The organism is Halobaculum gomorrense, assembly GCF_900129775.1.
In the GTDB taxonomy this organism is placed as follows: Archaea; Halobacteriota; Halobacteria; order Halobacteriales; family Haloferacaceae; genus Halobaculum; species Halobaculum gomorrense.
On the sequence record NZ_FQWV01000002.1, the window covers coordinates 143,148 to 161,801 of the forward strand.

Below are 18,654 nucleotides of genomic sequence, written 5' to 3' on the forward strand. Positions count from 1 at the left end.
GAGACGCGTCGCCGGATCACGCGGCGATGGAGACGGACGGTCCGTACACGGAGGCGATGTTCCCCGCGGCTGCACCCGCACCGATCCCCGCCACATTCGCCTTCGGCGCGGCGAACGCGACACGGACGGCGGCGGGGGCGCCGGCGACCGACCACCCGCTCCCGTCGCTACCGTGTCGCGAACGGGGTGTGAGGGTGGTGTGGTCGGTCATCGGGAGCCTCCGTGGTTCGTCGTATCATCGCCGATGCGGGCGTAATTATTAATAGTTACTCCGCAGTGACAGCTGTTGGCAAGGGAGCCTCAGCGGGCGAGATTTTCGGCGGAACGTTTATCATAAACACCTCGTTGAAAGTAATCGAAATGCCGGCACGTACGCAGCGGTCCGGGACCGATCAGACCCAGTCGCCCGCCGCAGACCGCGGGGGTACAACTCGGTCGAACGCGGCTGCCGTGATCCCGGAAACGGGTTCGACGCGAGCGAGTCAGTGACGACCAGGCGACGCGAGCGCGAGCGTCAAGCCGATCGCGATCTCGAGACGGTCGACCCCGACGAGGTCGACGAGGACGAACTCATTCGCACCGACGACGGCGAGGTGATGCATGAGCCAACGGGACTCATCGTCGACGAGGACACCGTCGACCGCGGGCCGGAGTGGCGGGCGTTCAACGCCACCGAGCGCGACCGCAAGAGCCGGGTCGGCTCGCCGATGACCCAGACGATGCACGACAAGGGGCTGACGACGAGCATCGACTGGCGCAACCGCGACGCCAGCGGCCGACAGCTCTCGGCGGAGAAGCGCTCCCAGATGGAGCGGCTCCGCACGTGGCAAGAGCGGATCCGCACGCAGGACGCCGGCGAGCGCAACCTCCAGTTCGCGCTCTCGGAGGTCGAGCGGATGTCCTCCGCGCAGGGCGTGCCGAAGTCGGTCCGCGAGGTCGCGTCGATGATCTACCGCCGCGCGCTGGAGGAGGATCTGATCCGCGGGCGGTCGATCGAGGCGATGGCGACGGCGAGCCTCTACGCCGCCTGCCGGCAGGAGGGGATCCCCCGCTCGCTCGATGACTTCGTCGGCGTCGCACGCGTCGAGCGTCGGGAGATCGCCCGGGCATACCGCTACATCTCCGGCGAACTCCGCCTCGCGCTGAAGCCGGTCGACCCCGCCGGGCACGTCCCGCGGTTCTGCTCGGAGCTGTCGCTGCCCGAGGAGGTGAAGCGCCGCGCTACCCGCATCGTCGACGAGACGACCGCGCAGGGGCTGCACGCCGGGAAGTCGCCGACGGGGTTCGCCGCGGCGGCGATCTACCTCGCGTCGATGCTCTCGGACGAGAAGCGGACCCAGTCGGAGATCGCGGACGTGGCCGACGTGACCGTCGTCACGGTCCGGAACCGGTACAAAGAACAGATGGACGCCGTCGAACTCGGCACGCTCTGACGGCGGCGCAGACGCTCCCGTTCCTGCCCTACTCGCCGTTCATCGGCGACCCGCCGTCGGCCGCGGCCTCTCCCGTCGCGTCGGCCGACGCCGCGGCGTCGCCGGCGAGCGCGCGCGCTCCGCGGTCGGTGATCCGATAGATCCGCTCGGCGGTCGCCGCCTCAACGAATTCGCGCTGCTCCAGCGTCGCGATCCGCCGCTCCACGAGCGGGATGTGAAGGCCGGTGTTCGCGGCGATGAGCGCGGGGTAATCGACGCCGCCGTCCCGCAGGTGGCGCAACACGCGCTCGTCCGCGTCGGAGAGATCCGTCGGTGTTCGCATCCTCTATGGTATTAGTTACCACAATACATGAACCTGTCGGGGCGGTCCCGGACGGTCCTGCGGAATCGCCAGCCTGTTGGGCCGGGACCCGGTGACTCAAGGGGGTCGCAGCGAACTCACGGCCAATGCGACTGTCGAACGCGGCCGTGGGAGACGCACAGACGAGCGGGTTCGCGTGGGACGTGCTCACCGATCTGGTCGACGTGGGCAACCGGATGGCCGGACAGGCGGGCGAACGACGGGGCGCTGAGGTCGTGCGCGACGCCTTCGAGCGCGCCGGCGCCCGCGAGACCCGGCTCAAGGTGTTCGAGATCCCCGGCTGGTGGCGCGGGTCCTCGTCGCTGACGGTCCACGACCCGCACGAGCGAACCCATGACGGGCAGCAGGACGTGCTCGCGCTCCCCGGCTGCCCGGCGGGCGAGGCGACGGGGCGCGTCGTCGACGTGGGCGACGGCACCTACGAGGAGTTCGAGGAGAAGGCCGACGAGCTCGACGGCGCCGTCGCGATGGCCTCCTCGGCGACGCCGGAGTCGGTGGACCGGTGGATCCACCGGATGGAGAAGTACGTCAACGCCGCCGACCACGGCGCCGTCGCGTTCGTCTTCCGCAACCACGTCGAGGGGTCGGTCCCCCCGACCGGCGAGGTCGGCTACCACGAGCGCCCGGGGCCGATCCCCGCCGTCGGCGTCTCCCGGGAGGTCGGCGAGCGGCTCGCCCGGTACGCCGAGGAGGACTGCGAGGCGACCGTCTCGGTCGAGTGCCGCAACGAGCCAACGACCTCGGTCAACGCCGAGGCGGAGGTCGGCCCCGACACCGACGAACACGTGCTCGTCACCGCGCACGTCGACGCCCACGACATCGCCGACGGCGCCAACGACAACGGCGCGGGCTCGGCGCTGGTCGCGGAGGTGGCTCGGCTCCTCTCGCGCGAGGACGTTGACCTCGACACCCGCGTGCGGCTCATCACCTTCGGCTCCGAGGAGATCGGGCTGTGGGGCGCGTACCACTGCGCGGAGACCACCGACCTCGACGACCTGCGGTGCGTCGTCAACCTCGACGGCGCGTGTAGCTCCCGGAACCTCAGGGTGGGGACGAACGGCTTCGAGGCGATGGGCGCGGTGTTCGAGGCGGTGACCGACGACCTCGACGCCACGCTCTCGACCGACGACACGATCTCTCCGCACGGCGACCAGTGGGCGTTCGTGCAGGAGGGCGTCCCCGCCGTGATCACTTCGACCACGTCCGAGCGGTCCGGCCGCGGCTGGGGACACACCCACGCCGACACGCTGGATAAGCTCGACTCCCGCGATCTGCGCGACGTGGCCGTCCAAGTCGCCGAGGCCGCCGCGCGGTTCGCGTCCGACGATGTTGACACGCAACACAAGAGCCGTCAGGAACTGCGTGACGCCATCGACCAGGGGTACGAACAGGAGCTGCGGATGGGCGGCCGCTGGCCGTACGACGACTTGGAATAGCCCACACTGGCGGCCCGTTCGGGCCGCGTGCTCCGGTCGCCGCGTCCCTACTGCGGCCCGGCGTCGAGAAACTCGCCGAGGTCGTCCATCACCTTCCCCTCGGCGCGCGCGAGGTGCTCCCACGCCGTCGTCGTCCCGACGCCGAGTTCGTCGGCGACGTCCTCCACGCCGGCGTCCTTCTCGTGGCCGTAATACCCCGCCCTGATCGCCGTCGCGAGCGCCTCGCGCTGGCGTTGGGTGAGGTCGTGGAGGGCCCCGACCTGCTCGAACCGCGACGAGGGTTCGAGTTCGCGGGTGTCGACCTGCCGGACGAGTCGCACGTCGTTGCCGCGCGATTCGAGCGCCTCGATGATCGTCGAGAGATCGTCGCCTTCCTCCAGGTACAGCGTCCAGCGTTCCCACCCGCCGGTGATCACCGTTCCCGTGCGGTAGTGCACGCCGAGTTCGGCGAACTGCTCTGCGATGCTGTCCCACTCGCGGGCGTTGAACGTCAGCGCGACGAAGACGGTCGGCTCGCCTAACGGAGTCACCGGCTCGGCGGCGACGATCGGGTCGCCGTCGCGGAAGTCGTCGATGAACTTCGGCACGGTCTCGGGGTCGCCGCTCACCTCGATTATCCGCTTGCGTTCGGTCGTTCGGCCCGTCATCGACGACACCGACCGCATCGTCACGCTGGGGTAGCGCTCGGACACTCGGCACTCCGGTTGCCCGTTGTGTTTGACCTTCAGCGTCACCTCTCGCATTCGGTCGCTCATCCGCTCGGTTCCAGTCTCCTCGGCCATGGCCCAAATCTATTCGGGGTCATCTTGAACCCGTCGACTGTGCTTGTGTGTCACATGGATCCGGAACCGGAAAACGAAGAAGAGTTCACTGACGAAGCACTGAGTGGGCCGGTCGTCGACCGGCGCACGACCACCGCCCTGCTGAGCGCGGCGGGGCTGGGAGCACTGGCCGGCTGTACGAGCGGTGACTCGGGCCAGTCGACCACTACCAGCGGGTCTGGTGACGGCACCGCTGGAGAGACGGACACGCCCAAGCCGGAGACGAAGCAAGGCGGCCGCCTGAAGGCCGGCTGGTTCACGGGCAGTATCGACGTGCTGGACCCGCCGTACATCAGCGTCGGCCAGTACTTCCAGGTGGCGGCGAACATCTTCAACGGCCTCGTCACGCTGAAGAAGGACCTCACCGTCCGCGGCGACCTCGCCAAGGACTGGGAGGTCACGAACGGCGGGAAGACGTTCACCTTCCAACTGCGCGAGGGCGTCACCTTCCACAACGGGACGGAGTTCACCGCCGAGGACGTGCGCTACACGATCAACCGCACCATCTCGAAGGAGACGCCCGCCGCGCCGAAGCTGTCGACGCTGGAACCCGTCGACGAGGGCGGCGTCGTCGTCGAGGACGACTACACGGTGACGCTCAACTTCGAGAAGGCGATGGCCCCGGCGCTCATCTACCTCACCCGGGGTCCCGGCCGTGCGGCGACTATCGTCTGCAAGGAGGCGATCGAAGAGATGGGCGCGGAGGCGTACAAGACCTCCCCGGTCGGCACCGGTCCGTTCAAAGTCGCCAACCACGACGTGGGGTCGGAGCTGAAACTCGACGCCTACGACGACTACTTCGCCACCGACGAGGAGGGGACGCAGCTCCCCTACCTCGACGGGGTCGACATCACGCCGATCCCGGAGGCGGCCCAGGTCGTCAACGCGCTGAAGGCGGGCGACATCCACTTCTCGAACCTCGTGCCCCTGCAGAACGTCTCGCAGGTCGAGAAGGCGAACGAGGTGAAGAAGCTGCAGGCACCCGGTGTCAACTGGCTCGGACTGGCGATGAACCAGAAGCGCGAACCGTTCGCCTCGAAGAAAGCGCGTCGGGGGATCGCGAAGGTGATCGACAACGAGGCCTACGTCGACACCGCCTACTTCGGCAACGCGCTCCCGGCGAAGGGCCCGATCAACAAGGCGACCGGCTGGGTCTGGCGCGAGGACAAGCCGGACGACCAGGCGTACGCCCCGGAGGAGGGCAAACAGCTCCTCGAGGAGGCGGGTGCCGACGGTGCCAGCTTCTCCATCCTGACGACGAAGGGGAGCCTCCGCGCGGCGAAGGCGATGCGCCAGCAGTTCACCAGCGCCGGCCTGGACGTCGACATCGAACAGGTCACTTCCTCGACGTACTGGGACCGCTACGCCAAACTGGACTACGACGTGACTATCTCCGGCTCCGTCGGCGACCCCGACCCCGACCAGTCGCTGTGGAACTTCTACCGGTCGGACGGCCCCTGGAACTGGGTCGCATACGAGGACGAGGACGTGAACCAGTGGCTCGCCGACCAGCGCCGGGCGCTGGATCGGGACAAGCGCGCTGACATCCTCCACAAGATCGAAGACCGCCTCATCGCGGACGTCCCGCACGTGTACCTCTCGCACCGCGACGACATCGCTGCCCGCCGGCCGACGGTGAAGGGGTTCACTCACATCCCCTACATGCGTAACTTCCACACCGTCTACCTCGACGAGTGATGTGGCGGTACATCGCGAAGCGCGTCGCCCATGCCGTCTTCGTGATGTGGCTAGTGGCGACGACGGTGTTCTTCGGGCTCCGGTTCGTGCCGGGCGGACCGGTACGGGCGATGCTCGGACAGGAGGCGACCCCGGAAGCGGTCGCGGCGTTGCGCGCGGAACTCGGGCTCGACCGTCCGCTCCCAGTCCAATACATCGACTGGATGACCGACCTCGTCGTGCTCGACCTCGGTCGGAGCATCACGTCGAGCACCAAGGTTTCCGCGCTCATCGCCGAAGCCGCGCCAAAGACGCTCTCAATCGCGTTCATCGGCGTCATGCTCGGGCTCGCAATCGCCATCCCCGCGGGTGTGCTCGGCGCGACTCGTCGCAACGAGCTGGCGGACTACGCGGCGACGCTCGCGGCGTTCGTCGGCATCTCGATGCCCGCGTTCTTCGTGGGGATCCTGCTGGCCATCGTCTTCGGCGTCTGGCTCGGGTGGCTCCCGGTCCTGGGATACGTCCCGATCTCGGAGGGCGTCGTCCCCTGGCTCGAACACCTGCTGTTGCCAAGCATCGCCGTTGGGCTGCCGTACGCCGCGGGGGTCACCCGGATGATGCGATCGTCGCTCATCGAGACGCTTGACGAGGGGTACATGCGCACCGCGCTCGCCAAGGGCGTCTCTTCCCGGACGCAACTGTACAAGCACGCGATGCAGAACGCGCTCATCCCCGTCGTCACGATCGCGGGTATCCAACTCGCGCTCGTGCTCGGGGGGAGCGTCACCGTCGAGATCGTCTTCGGTATCCAGGGGCTCGGTCGGTTGCTCGTCAACTCGATCCTCGAACGCAACTACCCGGTGACGCAGGTCACTATCTTGCTGATCTCCGGGGTCTTCGTCTTCATGAACCTGCTCGTCGACATCGTCTACACCGCGATCGACCCGCGCATCCGCTACGGGGGTGAGGCGGCGTGACCGAACGCGACGCCGACGCCCGTCCCGAGGCGGACGCGTCCGCACAGCCGACCGACCACCCGCCCCGCGCCGACGGCGGGACCGAGACGTCCGACGGGGGCGTCGCCGACACGACCTTCGGCACCCGCCGCGGAGAGTTCGGCGTCGGCGAGGTCCCTCCGGAGTACGAGACCGAATCGACCGTTGAAGAACACCGATCGACGCTCGAGCGGATCGTCCGGACGCTCCGGCGAGACCGGCTCGCGCTCGCGGGCGCTATCTTCGTGCTCCTGTTCGTCGTCGTCGCCGTGTTCGCGCCGTACGTCGCGCCGCACGGCCCCGAGGAGACCTTCGGGCTCATGAAGCCGCCGCTGAGCGAGTCCGTCGGCGACTTCGACGGCGACGGGCAGACCGAGACGGTGACGCACTACCTCGGCACCGACTCCTTCGGCCACGACCTGCTCACGCGGATCATCTACGGGGCGCGCGTCTCGCTTCTCGTCGCGCTGGCGACCGTCGGAGTCGCGTTCTCCATCGGGACGACGCTCGGCATCGTCGCCGGCTACTACGGGGGCTGGATCGACAGCGTGATCATGCGGTACGTCGACTTCCAGTGGGCGTTCCCGGAGATCATCCTCGGGGTCGGCATCATCGCGGTGATGGGCGGCCTCGGCGTCGTGAACGTGGTGCTTGCAATCGGTATCGCGTTCATCGACGACTTCGCCCGGATAATTCGCGGGGAGGTGCTCTCGATACGCGAGGAAGAGTACATCACCGCCGCCCGGGCCGTCGGGATGGGCGACCTCCGCATCATGTTCAAGGAGATGGTTCCGAACGCGATCGCCCCCCTGATCGTCCAGGCGACGCTGATGATCCCGCTCGCCATCCTCGCGGAGGCGGGCCTCTCGTTCCTGGGGCTGGGCGTGAAGCCCACGACCCCGACGTGGGGTCTGCTCATCTCCGACGGGCGGCAGTTCATCTCGCGAGCCCCGTGGATCTCCGTGATACCCGGGCTGGCGATCATGCTCGTCGTGCTCGCGTTCAACACGCTCGGGGACGGCCTGCGCGACGCGTTCGACATCAGCCAGTCGGAGGTGGAGTGACGTGGCCACCGAACCGCCAGTCGAACGACCGAATCGGGCGGGCGGTCGCGACCCGCTGCTCGAGGTCGGCGGCCTGCAGACCCAGTTCCCCGTCGAGCGGGGAACCGTCGAGGCGGTCGCGACTGCGGACCTCTCGATCGAACCCGGTGAGATCGTCGGACTCGTCGGCGAATCCGGCTCCGGCAAGTCCGTGCTCGCCCAAAGCCTCATGGGCATGGTCGAAGCGCCCGGCGAGGTCGTCGGCGGCGTCGTCGCGCTCCGCGACAGCGACCTCGTCCGCGAGTTCGCCGCGGCGTTCCCCGACGCCGTCACCGACGTGAGCGAGGAGGACCTCGCGCTGGTTCGGGCGGACGAACCCGCGATCACCTCCGACGCGGAAGCGGCGGCGACGCTCGCCGGCCCCGGCGAGTTCGTGTTCGTCGAATCGCGCGACGCGGACGGCGATCCCGAGGCGGGCTTCGTCGACGTGCGCCGCGCGCCCGAGGCGGCGCTCCAGCGCCTCCGCGGCGGTCGGATCTCGATGGTGTTCCAGGACCCGATGAACTCGATGAACCCGACGCTCACCGTCGGCGAGCAGATCGCAGAGACCGTCCGACTCCACCAGGACGTCGGCGAGTCGGTGTCGCTGCCGGCGGAACTCAAGCGGAAGATCGTCGGTGCCGCCAAGAACGGCGAGGCGTGGCGACGCGCCATCGAGATGCTCGAGGCCGTCGAGATCCCGGAGGCCGAGGCGCGAGCGGACGACTTCCCGCACGAGTTCTCGGGCGGGATGCGCCAGCGCGCCATGATCGCCATGGCGCTGTCGTGTGAGCCGGACCTGCTCATCGCGGACGAGCCCACGACGGCGCTCGACGTGACGATCCAGGCGCAGATCCTCGACGAACTCACGGCGCTGAAGGACGCGTTCGACACGTCGATCCTGCTCATCACGCACGACCTCGCCGTCGTCGCGGAGACGTGCGACCGCGTGAACGTGATGTACGCGGGGGAGATCGTCGAACGCGCGCCGGCCGACGAACTGTTCGCCAACCCGCAACACCCCTACACGCAGGGCCTCATCGCGAGCACGCCCCGTGTCTCGAACCCGGACGACGAGATCGAACCCATCCAGGGGAACGTCCCCGACCTCATCGACGTCCCGTACGCGTGCCACTTCGCGCCCCGGTGTCCCGAGTCAGAGCGCGAGTGCTTCGAGCGGGAGCCGGACTTCCGGGAGGTGGGCGAGTCCCACGAAGCGGCCTGCCTGCGGCGCGGTCCGCCGGGTGATCGGCTATGAGCGCCGACGGCGACCAGGCTCCGGCGGCCGGCTCCACCGGGAAGTCGGCGAACGCGTCGACCGGCGACTTCGCAGACGCGGAGACGGTGCTGGAGGCCGACGGCCTGGAGAAGTACTTCAGCCAATCCGACAGCATATTCGACCGCCTCCTCGGTGGCGGCGGGAAGGTGCGTGCGGTCGACGGCGTCGACCTCGAATTGCGAACCGGAGAGACGCTCGCCGTCGTCGGCGAGTCCGGCTGCGGCAAGTCGACGCTTGGACAGGCGCTGCTCAACCTCCACAAGCCGACCGGCGGGGCCGTCCGCTACCGCGGCGAGGACATCACCGGCCTCTCCGGCCGCGACATGCGGCCGTATCGGGCGGAGATCCAGATGATCTTCCAGGACCCGTTGGCGTCGCTCAATCCGCGCCAGACGGTCGGGGAGATCCTCACCGCTCCCATGGAGGTCCACGGGATCGGCGACTCGAAGGCGGACCGTCGCGACCGCGCCCGCGACCTGCTCGAGCGGGTCGGTCTGGAGGCCCGCCACGTCGACCGCTATCCTCAGCAGTTCTCCGGCGGGCAACAGCAGCGCGTCGGCATCGCCCGCGCGCTCGCGGTCGAACCCGACGTGATCGTCGCCGACGAGCCCGTGTCGGCGCTGGACGTGAGCGTCCAGGCGCAGATCCTGCAACTCCTGGAGGACCTCCAGGCGGAGTTCGACCTCTCGTTACTGTTCATCACGCACGACCTCTCTGTCGTCCGGCACGTGGCCGACCGGGTCGCGGTGATGTACCTCGGCGAGATCGTCGAGACCGCGCCGACTGACGCCCTGTTCGAGACGCAACACCACCCCTACTCGGAGGCGCTGCTGTCTGCCGTCCCGCGGATCGACCCCGACGCCCGCGGCGGGCGTATCGTGCTCGAAGGGAACGTTCCCTCGCCGATCAACCCTCCCGAAGGCTGTCGGTTCCACACCCGGTGTCATCGGGTGATCCCGCCGGCCGACTGGGAGGCCGACCAGGCGGCGTTCCGACGGGCGTTCACCTTCCGCAACCGCGTCGAGTCGGGCGCGGTCGACCCCGAGGCCGCCCGCCGCCGCCTCGAGGCGGAGGGCGAACCGAGCGACGACGACGCGGTCGCGGCGCACCTCCTCGAGACGTCGCTCCCGGGATCGCCGTCGGACCTCCCGTCGGCGACCCGCGAGGCCCTCGAGGAGGCGGCCGACCTGCTCGTCGCCGGCGACGAGGCGGACGCGGTCGATCGGCTCGCGTCCGTGCTCTCGTCCCCGTGTCAAGACGAGACGCCGGCGGTCGTCGAACCGGATCCGGACCGGACGGCGGCGTGTCACCGCACAGACCCGGACGCGCCGGGATCGCCGCCTGCGGACGACTGAAGTCCTGTACGGCAGAACCGACGCGACCGGTCGAGGCGCGACCGGTCGCGACTCCGTTTTCGTGGTGGACGGCTTCGACTCGTCGCCGTCGCCTCACTCCCGTCGACTCACTTCCGTCGACTCACTTCCGTCGACTCACCGCCTTCGAGCCGCCGCCTCGGCTCCAGTCAGTCGAAGATCCGCGACTTCTTCTCCTCGGTGAACTCGCCGCTCGCGGCTTCGGCGGCCTCGTAGACCCGCCGGAGTTCCGCGAGCGGATCGCCGTGTTCGTCGACGCGGAGGTCGTGGTAGGCCGTCGTCTTCGGCGCTTTCACGGCGACCGCCGCCGAGGAGTGGCCGCGCTTGTCGCCGCCGCCGTCGCGCCCGGCGTCGAGCGCGTCGAGCAACCGCGGGACGAGATCGGCGTCGGGGACGGGGTCGTTCGACGCCGCCTCGGCCCCGTCGAGGAACGCGTCCGCGGCGGCGTCGAGCGTCTCCCCGTTCGCGAGCATGTTGCCGGCGGCCGTGACGCCCGCGTCTCGACGGACGAGGTCGCCGGACCACTCCTCGCAGCCGTCGCCGGTGAACGCGAAGGCCCCGCCGTCGGCGTCGACGCCGTGGAGTTGTCGGAGGTCGCTGTCCTCGTCGCGAGCCAGCAGTCCGGGAAGCGCGTCCTCGACGCCGATGTCGTCGAGGAGGGCGATCCCGCGCCGGCCGAGTCGGACGTTCACGAAACTCTGGGTGCTGACGGCCCCGCGGTGACTCACGTACGGTGCGAGCGCCCCCACCGCGGGCGCGTCGGTCGCGACGCCGACGCCGAACGCCGGCCCCTCTGGTGTTTCTGCGCGGACGCAGACTGAGAACGTCATATCCGGGAGTCTGACCGGTGGCGGATAGGCGAACCGCCGAAAGTATTCGGTAACACGCTTTCAGGACCGCGGGGGATTCTTTCGGTATGAACGGCCCAGATATCGATCAGTTTTCGTCTCGACGCTCGACGGTGTACGGGCAGCGAGGCGTGGTCGCGACCAGCCAGCCGCTCGCCTCCCAAGCCGGCGTCTCCGTGCTCGAGGACGGCGGCAACGCCTTCGACGCGGCCGTCGCGACCGCCGCGGCGCTGAACGTCGTCGAACCCACATCCACGGGGCTGGGCGGCGACGTGTTCGCGCTGTACCGCACGGCCGACGGCGAGGTCGGCGCGATGCGCTCCTGTGGCCCGGCGCCCGCCGAGGCGACAATCGAGAACATGCGCGAGGCGGTCGCGGCGGAGGAGGACGTCGCCCCGGCGGACGCCGAGATGCCGGACACGGGAGCGCACGCGGTGACGGTGCCCGGAACCGCCCGGGGGTGGGAGGTCACTGCCGAGCGGTTCGGCGAGAAGTCGCTCGGCGAGCTGCTCCGACCGGCGATCCGCTACGCGACAGAGGGCTACCCCGTCTCGGAGGTCGTCTCCGCGCAGTGGCACCACGGCGAGGACCTCTTCGAGACCGACAACGCCCGCGAGGCGTTTCTCTTCGACGGCGAGGCGCCCGACGTGGGCCAACACGTCACGCTCCCGAAGCTGGGGGCGTCGATGGAGCTGATCGCTCAGGAGGGCGCCGACGTGGTGTACGAGGGTGAGATCGCCGAACAGATCGCCGCCGAGGTGCAAGCGCAGGGCGGCCTCCTCACCGTCGACGACCTCGCCGAGTTCGAGCCGGAGTTCCCCGACCCGGTCTCGACGACGTACAACGGCACCGAGGTGTACGAACTGCCGCCGAACAACCAGGGGCTCATCGCGCTGGAGGCGCTCAACATCGCCGAGGAGCTCGGGGCCGGCGAGTACGACTACGACTCTCCGGAGCGCGTCCACTACTTCTCGGAGGCGCTGAAGCTGGCGTTCCACGACGGCCACCGGTACATCACCGATCCGGAGTTCGAAGAGCACCCGCCGCTGGCGTCGAAGGAGTGGGCCGCCACGCGCGCCGAGGAGGTCGGTGAGGAGTGCAACGACGACGTCAGCTTCGGCGTCCCGGACGCCAACGCCGAGGACGCGGACACGGTGCTGCTTTGCGTCGCCGACGACGAGGGCAACGTCGTCTCGTTCATCAACTCCCGGTTCGCCGGTTTCGGCTCGGGACTCGTCGCGGGCGACACGGGTATCGCGCTCCAGAACCGCGGGTCGTCGTTCTCGCTCGACGAGGAGCACCCGAACGCGCTCCGGCCCGGCAAGCGTCCGTTCCACACGCTGATTCCGGGGCTCGTCGACTTCGCGCCGGCGGAGGACGCCCGCGACGACTGGGCCGCCTTCGGCGTCATGGGCGGCTACATGCAACCGCAGGGGCACGTCCAGGTCGTCTCCAACATCGTCGATTACGGGATGCCGCTGCAGGCGTCGCTCGACGGCGCACGCTGGCGCTACCGGGAGGAGGGGAGCCTTGCGCTCGAACCGCAGTTCGACTCGCACGTCGCCGCAAAACTCGTCCGCAAGGGCCACGACGTGAAGACGCTCCCGCCGGCGCTGTTCGGCGGCGCGCAGATCGTCCGGAACGAGGACGGCGTCCTGTCGGGGGCGACGGAGCCCCGCAAGGACGGCAACGCGCAGGGGTACTGAAACGGAGCGCGCCCCGCATCGGCGAGCCGCACCGATGCAATGAGGGTTTATCAGCCGTCGCCGCCAACCTCGGGCCATGCGAGACCCGCTCACACGCCGCGACGCCCTCCGCGCGATGACCGCCGCAGGGCTGACCGGACTGACCGCTGTCGCCGGTTGCGCCGGAGCGCCCGCCGCTTCGTCTGCCTGTCCCGTCCTTCGCCCGTCTGTTCCGTTCGGCCTGCTTTCCTCCGTTCGTTCGGCGGTCGAACCGCGGCGGATCTCTGGAAGTCGCAGGCGCGGTCGCGGCGGCAGTGCGGCGACGTCGCGGCGGCGGTGCGGCGACGTCGCTGCGGCGGTGTGGCGACGTCGCGGGCGCGGGATTTAATCCCGCGCGCCCCCTCTCGCCGGTCATGCGGCGCATCTACGAGTCGGAGGCCCTCCGGCGGGACGACGACGACCCCTTCTCGCCCAACGAGAGCGACACGGCTGACGGCTCACACGTCAACTGGACGAACGTGAGCCACGCGCTGTTCCCGTCGAGCCTGCGAGCCCGCGCCATCGCCGTCGACGTGGAGACGGACAAGTCGCGGTACGCCCCCGACGAGCCGGTCCGGTTCCAGGCGACCTTCCGCAACCGCCTGCCGCTGCCCGTCTCGCTGGTGACGGAGACGCCCCTTCGGTGGACCTGGACCGTGGACGGCCTGCCGGAGGCGTCCGAGGTGTACGAGCCGCCGGAGCCGAAGCGGACCCGGTTCGATTTCGCCCGGAGCGAGCGCAAGCGGTTCCACCGCCGGTGGCCCCAGCGGATCCGCGAGCGCGAGGACGAGTGGCGGGCCGCCGACCCCGGCGAGCACACCATCACGGTGCGGATCGGTGCCGTCGACGGGGCCGACCACCTCGTCGCCGAGGAGACGTTCACGGTCGAGCGGTAGCCCGCGGACGGTCGCGAGCGTCGACAGTTGCGTGCGTCGTCGCCGCGAGCGCGGTCGTCGCTGTCACCGTGGCTGTTGTCGCCGTGGCTGTTGTCGCCGCGGCTGTCGTCGTCGCGGCTGCCGTCGCCGTGGCTGTCGTCGTCGCGGCTGCCGTCGCCGTGGCTGTCGTCGTCGCGGCTACCGTCGCCGCGGCTGTCGTCGTCGCGGCTACCGTCGCCGCGGCTGTCGTCGTCGCGGCTGCCGTCGCTCATCGAACGGTCTCGTCGCTCCTTCCTCGCCGAGTCGGCGGAGCTAAGCCGTCCGCCTCCGCCCCTTGGACCATGCGCCAGTTCGTCGTCTGCGGCCACGACGCGCCGACGACCCCCGACTTCAGCCTCGACGACCTCGCGGGCGGCGCGGGCCGCCTCGATCTCCTCTGCCGGTGCGTGAACGCCGGCCTGTTCCTCTCGCACGGCATCCGCGAGGACAGCCGCGTTCACCTCGTGCTCGCCGACGAGTACACCGTCCGCTTCGAGGGCGCGACGGCCCGGGGGCTCCACCCCGACGAGCGCACGACGGCTGCGCGGGTCCGTGACGCGCTCGACGCGCGCGAGGACGCGATCGGCCACATGCCCGCGGAGGTCTCGCCCGGTGTGGAGCTGTACCGAATGGGCCTCTCGGAGATCCTCGGTGCGCTCGACGGCACGCTTATTCACCTACATGAAGACGGCGACCCGGTCGCGTCGGTCGAACCGCCCGAGGGCGCCGTGTTCGTCCTCTCGGACCACTCCGACTTCACAGCGGGCGAAGCGGATCTGCTCGCCGAGCGCGCGGACGAACGCGTCCGCCTTGGGCCCGAGGCGATCCACGCCGACCACGCGATCGCGGTCGCGAACAACTACCTGGACACCGACGGCTACGAGCGGTACTGAGGGCTCGACGGCGGATCTCCTCCCTGCGTCGCTCGGGGCCGAGACCCGGCGGCTGCCCGGGGTTCGGAAGCCTTAACAGAGCGGCTCGCGTCCCTTCGTGTGCGGGCCGGTGGGGTAGCTTGGTATCCTTCGGCCTTCGGGTGGCCGTAACCGCGATTCAAATTCGCGCCGGCCCACTACCCCTATATATTATTTGGAGAGTTACCTGACAGGTAGCCGCCGCTGTGCGGGGTGGTCCGCGCGAGCGCTCCCGCCGCGTCGCCGGTTATCTCGCTGGACTCCTCCGGCTCGTCGAGGATCTCGCTGACCTCGTCCTCGGAGTAGCCGCAGGCGTTCTAGAGGTACTCGCAGGCGTCTGGGTCGCCGTGCTCGCAGTGGTCGTGCGCGTGGTTGCAGCCCTCTTTCTGCTCGCGAGCGGCCGCGTTCGCCTGTCGCTCGGCGTCGCGCCCGTCGGGTTCGCATGGGGCGCCGCCGCCCTCGCGTCCGGACTCGCGCATCACCTGGCGGTGTTCGTCGACGGTGAGCGACGGATCGAAGTGCGCCGTCCAGTCGCTCACGCCGTGCTTCTGTGCCAGCGCCTTGATCGAGCGCGCATACGGCACGTTCACGCCGTCTTTCGAGAAATCGATCCGGTCGCGCTCGGCGTCAGTGAGCGGCACCTGGCCGGCCTCGTCCTCGCGCAGCGCCAGCCCCTCGTCCGATTCGGCGCGGGCCTGCTCGATCAGGTGGTCGGGCGCGTCGCTCACGAAGTGGACCGTCCGCATCCGGGCGTCGTCGTCGACGGGGCAGACGTACTCGTCCCCGTTCTCGCGGAAGCGGTCGGCCGTCGCCTTCTCGGCGAACTCGATCCCGATGCTCACGCTTCACCTGGGCAGCGGTAGCGGCACACCTCGCGCCCGTCGGCGTCGGTGGTGCACACCAGCTCGTGCTCGGCGTTCGACCGACCGCAGTCCGGGCAGGTGGCCCCGACGCGCAGGGGGTTCCGCTCGTCGGGTTCAGGCATTGTCGAGCGACTCGCCCGTGTACGCTTCGAGCGCCTCGACGGCCGACGCGGGCACGTCGTCGTGCTCCTCGAGATTCCCCGGTTCGCCCGCGCCGCGGTACTCGATCCCGTCGGCGGTCTCCTCGAAGGGGTGCGGGTACGCCTCGCCGGTCGCGTCCTCGACGGGGACGATGTGGTAGGTGTGCTGTCCGTCCGATTCCTTCCGGTGTAGGGTAGAAACGCATATACGGCTCGTGAAGGTCGCTCGTGGGGGATAACGGCGTCTTGCGACAGTAGGAGAGCGCCCCGGTGTGGACGGTACGCGAGCGTACCGAACGACCGGGAGGTTATCATCTCGGGGTCGTTATTTCCGCTCGCGATGAGCGAGACACAATCGGGTAGTGATGATAGAGCCGAGCGGACGGCGCACACCGACCGCACGGCCGAGGCGGCGACGGAGACCGGGATGACCTGGTACGAGCAGGACGCGAGCGCGCAGGACTACAACGGGAGCGTGCGTACGGTGTGGCCTCAGCCGTGGGCGCGGGCGGCGGGCGTCGGACACAAGACAGACGTGACGGCAGTCGTCCACGTGCCGACCGGGGCGATGGTGTCCCTGCCGCCGGGGCTGTCGCTGGATGAGTTCCTCTCGACGGTCCAGCAGTAGGACGCCCCCCGAAAAGTTCTCCACCGTGTATGCAGTACGCATACGCATGAGTACCAGCATCCGAGTGACCGACGAGACGAAGCGGAAGCTGTCGAAGTTGAAACGGGACGACGAAACATGGGACGAGTTCCTCGATCGGCTCGCGAACAACGAGGAGCCGATCAACGTCGGTGCGTGGTCCGACGAAGAAGCGGAGCGTGCGCGTGACGCGGTCGATCGCTCGCGGGAGAGTTTCGAGCGGTGACGTTCCTCGACTCCTCGGTCATCATCGACATGCTCGCCGGCGTCGACGAGACGGTCGCGTTCGTCGAGGACCAAGGCGGCCCGTATCTCACGTCTACTATCTGTGTGTACGAGGTGCTGGAGGGGAAGCTCGGTGCGGGATCGACGGACGTGGCGGCCGCCCGCGAGGACTTCGGTGGTGTCACCGCACTCGACCTGACGGAGGCGCTCTCACTCGAAGCGGCCCGGCTTCAGGATCAGCTCCTCGACGACGGACAGCCCATGGCCGCCCGAGATCTTCTCATCGCCGCGACAGCACGCTCGACCGGCGACCACCTCGTCGTCGCAGATAGCGACTTCCAGACGGACGTGCTGGAGTCGTACCTCACCGTGACGAACCTGCGCGAGTAACGAGCAGCGTTTCACGGAGTACAAGACCGGAACGCGTTGAATAGATCCTGCCCACCCACCTTTTGCTGCGCTCGGAGCCTCCGGCTCCTCGCTTGCAAAATGTGGATCAAAAGCACTGCGTCACCCCCTCAGCGCGGCGAAGCCGCGCTTCGAGGGTTCCTTGGCCCGCTCGCTCGCTGCGCTCGCTCGCGGTGGGTGAACGACCTATATCTAACACCAACTCTTCGCTGACCGCAGTTTCACAGAGGTACAAGCCTGTCAAATCCAGCCCGCCAGCACCCCGGCTGGGGACAGTTTCTAGGTCGTCCATGTCAAACGGCTTTCCAGCGAGACATGAGTTGGAAACGCGATCCCCTCACCGAGGACGAGTTGGACGATCTCCTGGCGGCCGCCGACGAGTTCGATCTCACCGATCAGTCGTCATCCTCGTCATCGTCTTTCTCATCGTCCTCATCATCTTCTTCCCGATCGTTGGCCCCGTCGTCATCGCCGTCTCCGGTCTCCTCATTCTCCGCATCTTCCTCCTCGTCTTCGTCGTCGCTCTCGCCGTCCTCCTCACGGTCGCCCTCGTGTCCGTCGTCACCGGACGGCCCGGCGTCTTCGAGCGGGCCAGCATCCTCTGGCGCCCCAGAATCTTCGGGTGGCCCGGCGTCTTCGGGCGGCCCGGCATCGTCTGGCGGCCCGGCGTCCTCGGAGGGGGTCTCGTCGCCATCGGCGCCGCCGCTCTCGCCGTCGTTTCCGCCGGAACCGCCGATATCGTTGGCGCGTTCACCGCATCTCCCGCTTCTGATGCGGATCGGCTCGCCGAGTGCGAGCGACACGCGCTTGACGCCGCGGTCGGTGGCCGAGAGGAACTGCCAGTCGGTCACGCTTCCGTTGTAGTGGACTCCGAAGAGGTCGGCGGCCTCGTTGAACGCGGGATCGATCGTCACGTCGGCGTCGCTTTCGAGCGGCCGAAAGACGCCGCCGTCCGTGCGGCCGGCCGCCCAGGTCCAACTGACGCGCTGCGGATCGCCGCCGAGGGACCACTCGTCGTAGTTAGACGGGGCCTGGTACAGATCGTCCTTGATGACCCACGCGCCGTCGGCCGGCAGTCCGCCGATCGCGAACGTGACCGACCCACCGTCCCGGCTGCCGTCGCCGCCGTGAACGAGGACCAGGCTCACCCCGTGCGGCCCCTCGTACAGGAATCCGATACTGGTGTCGGCGCGCTGGAGGTCGCTCGTTCCAGCGGAGCTGTACCGATCCCCGTCGCCGGCGACCGCGCCGTTCGCCTCGGAGACGTACTCCGGCGGGAGTTGATACTCGTAGAACTGCTCGGCGGTGAGCGTCCCGCGGATCGGCCGCAGCGGGACACACGTCGACCCCTGTTCGAGGACGTACGACGCGTCCGACTCCGCGGCGGCCGACCGCCGGCCGAGCGCGGTCGTCGCGCCGATCGTTGCCAGCGCCGTCAGCACGTGGCGCCTGCTCCATCCTCGATCGCGTTCCTCGCCGTCCTCTCTCATCACCCGCGACGCTACGCGAACCTGACGG

At 69.0% G+C, this 18,654-nt stretch carries 20 protein-coding genes and 1 tRNA gene; 14 read left to right on the top strand and 7 right to left on the bottom strand.

What is annotated here, in order from left to right; translation table 11 throughout:
- Positions 1-16: 16 nt before the first annotated feature.
- Complete coding sequence (locus tag BUE16_RS04235) at positions 17-211, bottom strand: hypothetical protein (RefSeq protein ID WP_073307188.1); 195 nt, start codon at positions 209-211, stop codon at positions 17-19.
- Between the two features lie 274 nt (positions 212-485).
- On the opposite strand from BUE16_RS04235, the gene BUE16_RS04240 reads away from it, so the two are divergent.
- Positions 486-1,433 (top strand): transcription initiation factor IIB, encoded by a 948-nt coding sequence (locus BUE16_RS04240; protein WP_073307189.1) that lies wholly within the window; start codon positions 486-488, stop codon positions 1,431-1,433.
- 28 nt (positions 1,434-1,461) lie between these two features.
- Here the strand turns inward: BUE16_RS04240 and BUE16_RS04245 are convergent, their stop codons facing one another.
- A complete protein-coding gene (locus tag BUE16_RS04245; protein WP_073307190.1) occupies positions 1,462-1,755 on the bottom strand; it encodes a hypothetical protein in 294 nt (97 codons plus the stop codon).
- A gap of 125 nt (positions 1,756-1,880) precedes the next feature.
- Here BUE16_RS04245 and BUE16_RS04250 point away from each other — a divergent pair, with 125 nt between their 5' ends.
- Positions 1,881-3,230, top strand: coding sequence for a M28 family metallopeptidase (locus BUE16_RS04250; RefSeq protein WP_073307191.1), 1,350 nt, complete (start codon positions 1,881-1,883; stop codon positions 3,228-3,230).
- A 47-nt stretch (positions 3,231-3,277) separates the two neighbouring features.
- On the opposite strand, the gene BUE16_RS04255 is transcribed toward BUE16_RS04250, so the two are convergent.
- Positions 3,278-4,012, bottom strand: coding sequence for a helix-turn-helix domain-containing protein (locus BUE16_RS04255; protein WP_234972324.1), 735 nt, complete (start codon positions 4,010-4,012; stop codon positions 3,278-3,280).
- A 54-nt stretch (positions 4,013-4,066) separates the two neighbouring features.
- Here BUE16_RS04255 and BUE16_RS04260 point away from each other — a divergent pair, with 54 nt between their 5' ends.
- From BUE16_RS04260 to BUE16_RS04280, 5 genes are read left to right on the top strand one after another with little or no spacing between them, the layout of a single operon-like run.
- On the top strand, positions 4,067-5,749 hold the full coding sequence (locus tag BUE16_RS04260; protein WP_073307192.1) for an ABC transporter substrate-binding protein: 1,683 nt from the start codon (positions 4,067-4,069) through the stop codon (positions 5,747-5,749).
- A complete protein-coding gene (locus tag BUE16_RS04265) occupies positions 5,749-6,705 on the top strand; it encodes an ABC transporter permease (RefSeq protein WP_073307193.1) in 957 nt (318 codons plus the stop codon). The genes BUE16_RS04260 and BUE16_RS04265 overlap by 1 nt, the downstream gene beginning before the upstream one ends.
- The gene (locus tag BUE16_RS04270) at positions 6,702-7,787 is read left to right on the top strand and encodes an ABC transporter permease (protein WP_079991491.1); all 1,086 of its coding nucleotides are present in this window, start codon (positions 6,702-6,704) and stop codon (positions 7,785-7,787) included. Before BUE16_RS04265 ends, BUE16_RS04270 begins: the two co-directional genes overlap by 4 nt.
- Before the next feature lies 1 nt (position 7,788).
- Entirely contained in the window at positions 7,789-9,063 is a 1,275-nt protein-coding gene (locus BUE16_RS15985) for an ABC transporter ATP-binding protein (protein ID WP_079991492.1), read from the top strand.
- Positions 9,060-10,439: an ABC transporter ATP-binding protein gene (locus BUE16_RS04280; protein ID WP_073307194.1), complete on the top strand. Its 1,380-nt coding sequence runs from the start codon at positions 9,060-9,062 to the stop codon at positions 10,437-10,439. The genes BUE16_RS15985 and BUE16_RS04280 overlap by 4 nt, the downstream gene beginning before the upstream one ends.
- 167 nt (positions 10,440-10,606) lie before the next feature.
- On the opposite strand, the gene BUE16_RS04285 is transcribed toward BUE16_RS04280, so the two are convergent.
- Positions 10,607-11,287 carry a DUF1028 domain-containing protein gene (locus BUE16_RS04285; RefSeq protein WP_073307195.1) on the bottom strand — a complete coding sequence of 227 codons (681 nt, stop codon included), beginning with the start codon at positions 11,285-11,287 and terminating at the stop codon, positions 10,607-10,609.
- Positions 11,288-11,373: 86 nt separating this feature from the next.
- Here BUE16_RS04285 and BUE16_RS04290 point away from each other — a divergent pair, with 86 nt between their 5' ends.
- The 4 genes from BUE16_RS04290 (at position 11,374) to BUE16_RS04305 (ending at position 15,012) form a co-directional block, all read left to right on the top strand.
- Positions 11,374-13,011: a gamma-glutamyltransferase family protein gene (locus BUE16_RS04290; RefSeq protein WP_073307196.1), complete on the top strand. Its 1,638-nt coding sequence runs from the start codon at positions 11,374-11,376 to the stop codon at positions 13,009-13,011.
- A gap of 392 nt (positions 13,012-13,403) precedes the next feature.
- Complete coding sequence (locus BUE16_RS04295) at positions 13,404-13,925, top strand: hypothetical protein (protein WP_073307197.1); 522 nt, start codon at positions 13,404-13,406, stop codon at positions 13,923-13,925.
- Between the two features lie 320 nt (positions 13,926-14,245).
- A complete protein-coding gene (trmY, locus tag BUE16_RS04300; RefSeq protein WP_073307631.1) occupies positions 14,246-14,836 on the top strand; it encodes a tRNA (pseudouridine(54)-N(1))-methyltransferase TrmY in 591 nt (196 codons plus the stop codon).
- A 103-nt stretch (positions 14,837-14,939) separates the two neighbouring features.
- Positions 14,940-15,012: transfer RNA gene (locus BUE16_RS04305), tRNA-Pro, on the top strand.
- A 159-nt stretch (positions 15,013-15,171) separates the two neighbouring features.
- On the opposite strand, the gene BUE16_RS04310 is transcribed toward BUE16_RS04305, so the two are convergent.
- Both BUE16_RS04310 and BUE16_RS16585 read right to left on the bottom strand, forming a co-directional pair.
- On the bottom strand, positions 15,172-15,696 hold the full coding sequence (locus BUE16_RS04310; RefSeq protein WP_073307198.1) for a hypothetical protein: 525 nt from the start codon (positions 15,694-15,696) through the stop codon (positions 15,172-15,174).
- Entirely contained in the window at positions 15,693-15,839 is a 147-nt protein-coding gene (locus BUE16_RS16585) for a hypothetical protein (RefSeq protein ID WP_159435723.1), read from the bottom strand. Before BUE16_RS16585 ends, BUE16_RS04310 begins: the two co-directional genes overlap by 4 nt.
- A 358-nt stretch (positions 15,840-16,197) precedes the next feature.
- On the opposite strand from BUE16_RS16585, the gene BUE16_RS04320 reads away from it, so the two are divergent.
- Genes BUE16_RS04320 through BUE16_RS04330 form a run of 3 tightly spaced genes read left to right on the top strand, consistent with a single transcriptional unit; the run spans position 16,198 to position 17,118 of the window.
- Positions 16,198-16,485: a hypothetical protein gene (locus BUE16_RS04320; protein WP_073307200.1), complete on the top strand. Its 288-nt coding sequence runs from the start codon at positions 16,198-16,200 to the stop codon at positions 16,483-16,485.
- Positions 16,486-16,531: 46 nt separating this feature from the next.
- Positions 16,532-16,729: a DUF7557 family protein gene (locus BUE16_RS04325; protein WP_073307201.1), complete on the top strand. Its 198-nt coding sequence runs from the start codon at positions 16,532-16,534 to the stop codon at positions 16,727-16,729.
- Positions 16,726-17,118 carry a PIN domain-containing protein gene (locus BUE16_RS04330; RefSeq protein ID WP_073307202.1) on the top strand — a complete coding sequence of 131 codons (393 nt, stop codon included), beginning with the start codon at positions 16,726-16,728 and terminating at the stop codon, positions 17,116-17,118. The genes BUE16_RS04325 and BUE16_RS04330 overlap by 4 nt, the downstream gene beginning before the upstream one ends.
- Before the next feature lie 413 nt (positions 17,119-17,531).
- On the opposite strand, the gene BUE16_RS04335 is transcribed toward BUE16_RS04330, so the two are convergent.
- Complete coding sequence (locus BUE16_RS04335) at positions 17,532-18,626, bottom strand: hypothetical protein (protein WP_073307203.1); 1,095 nt, start codon at positions 18,624-18,626, stop codon at positions 17,532-17,534.
- Between the last annotated feature and the right edge of the window lie 28 nt (positions 18,627-18,654).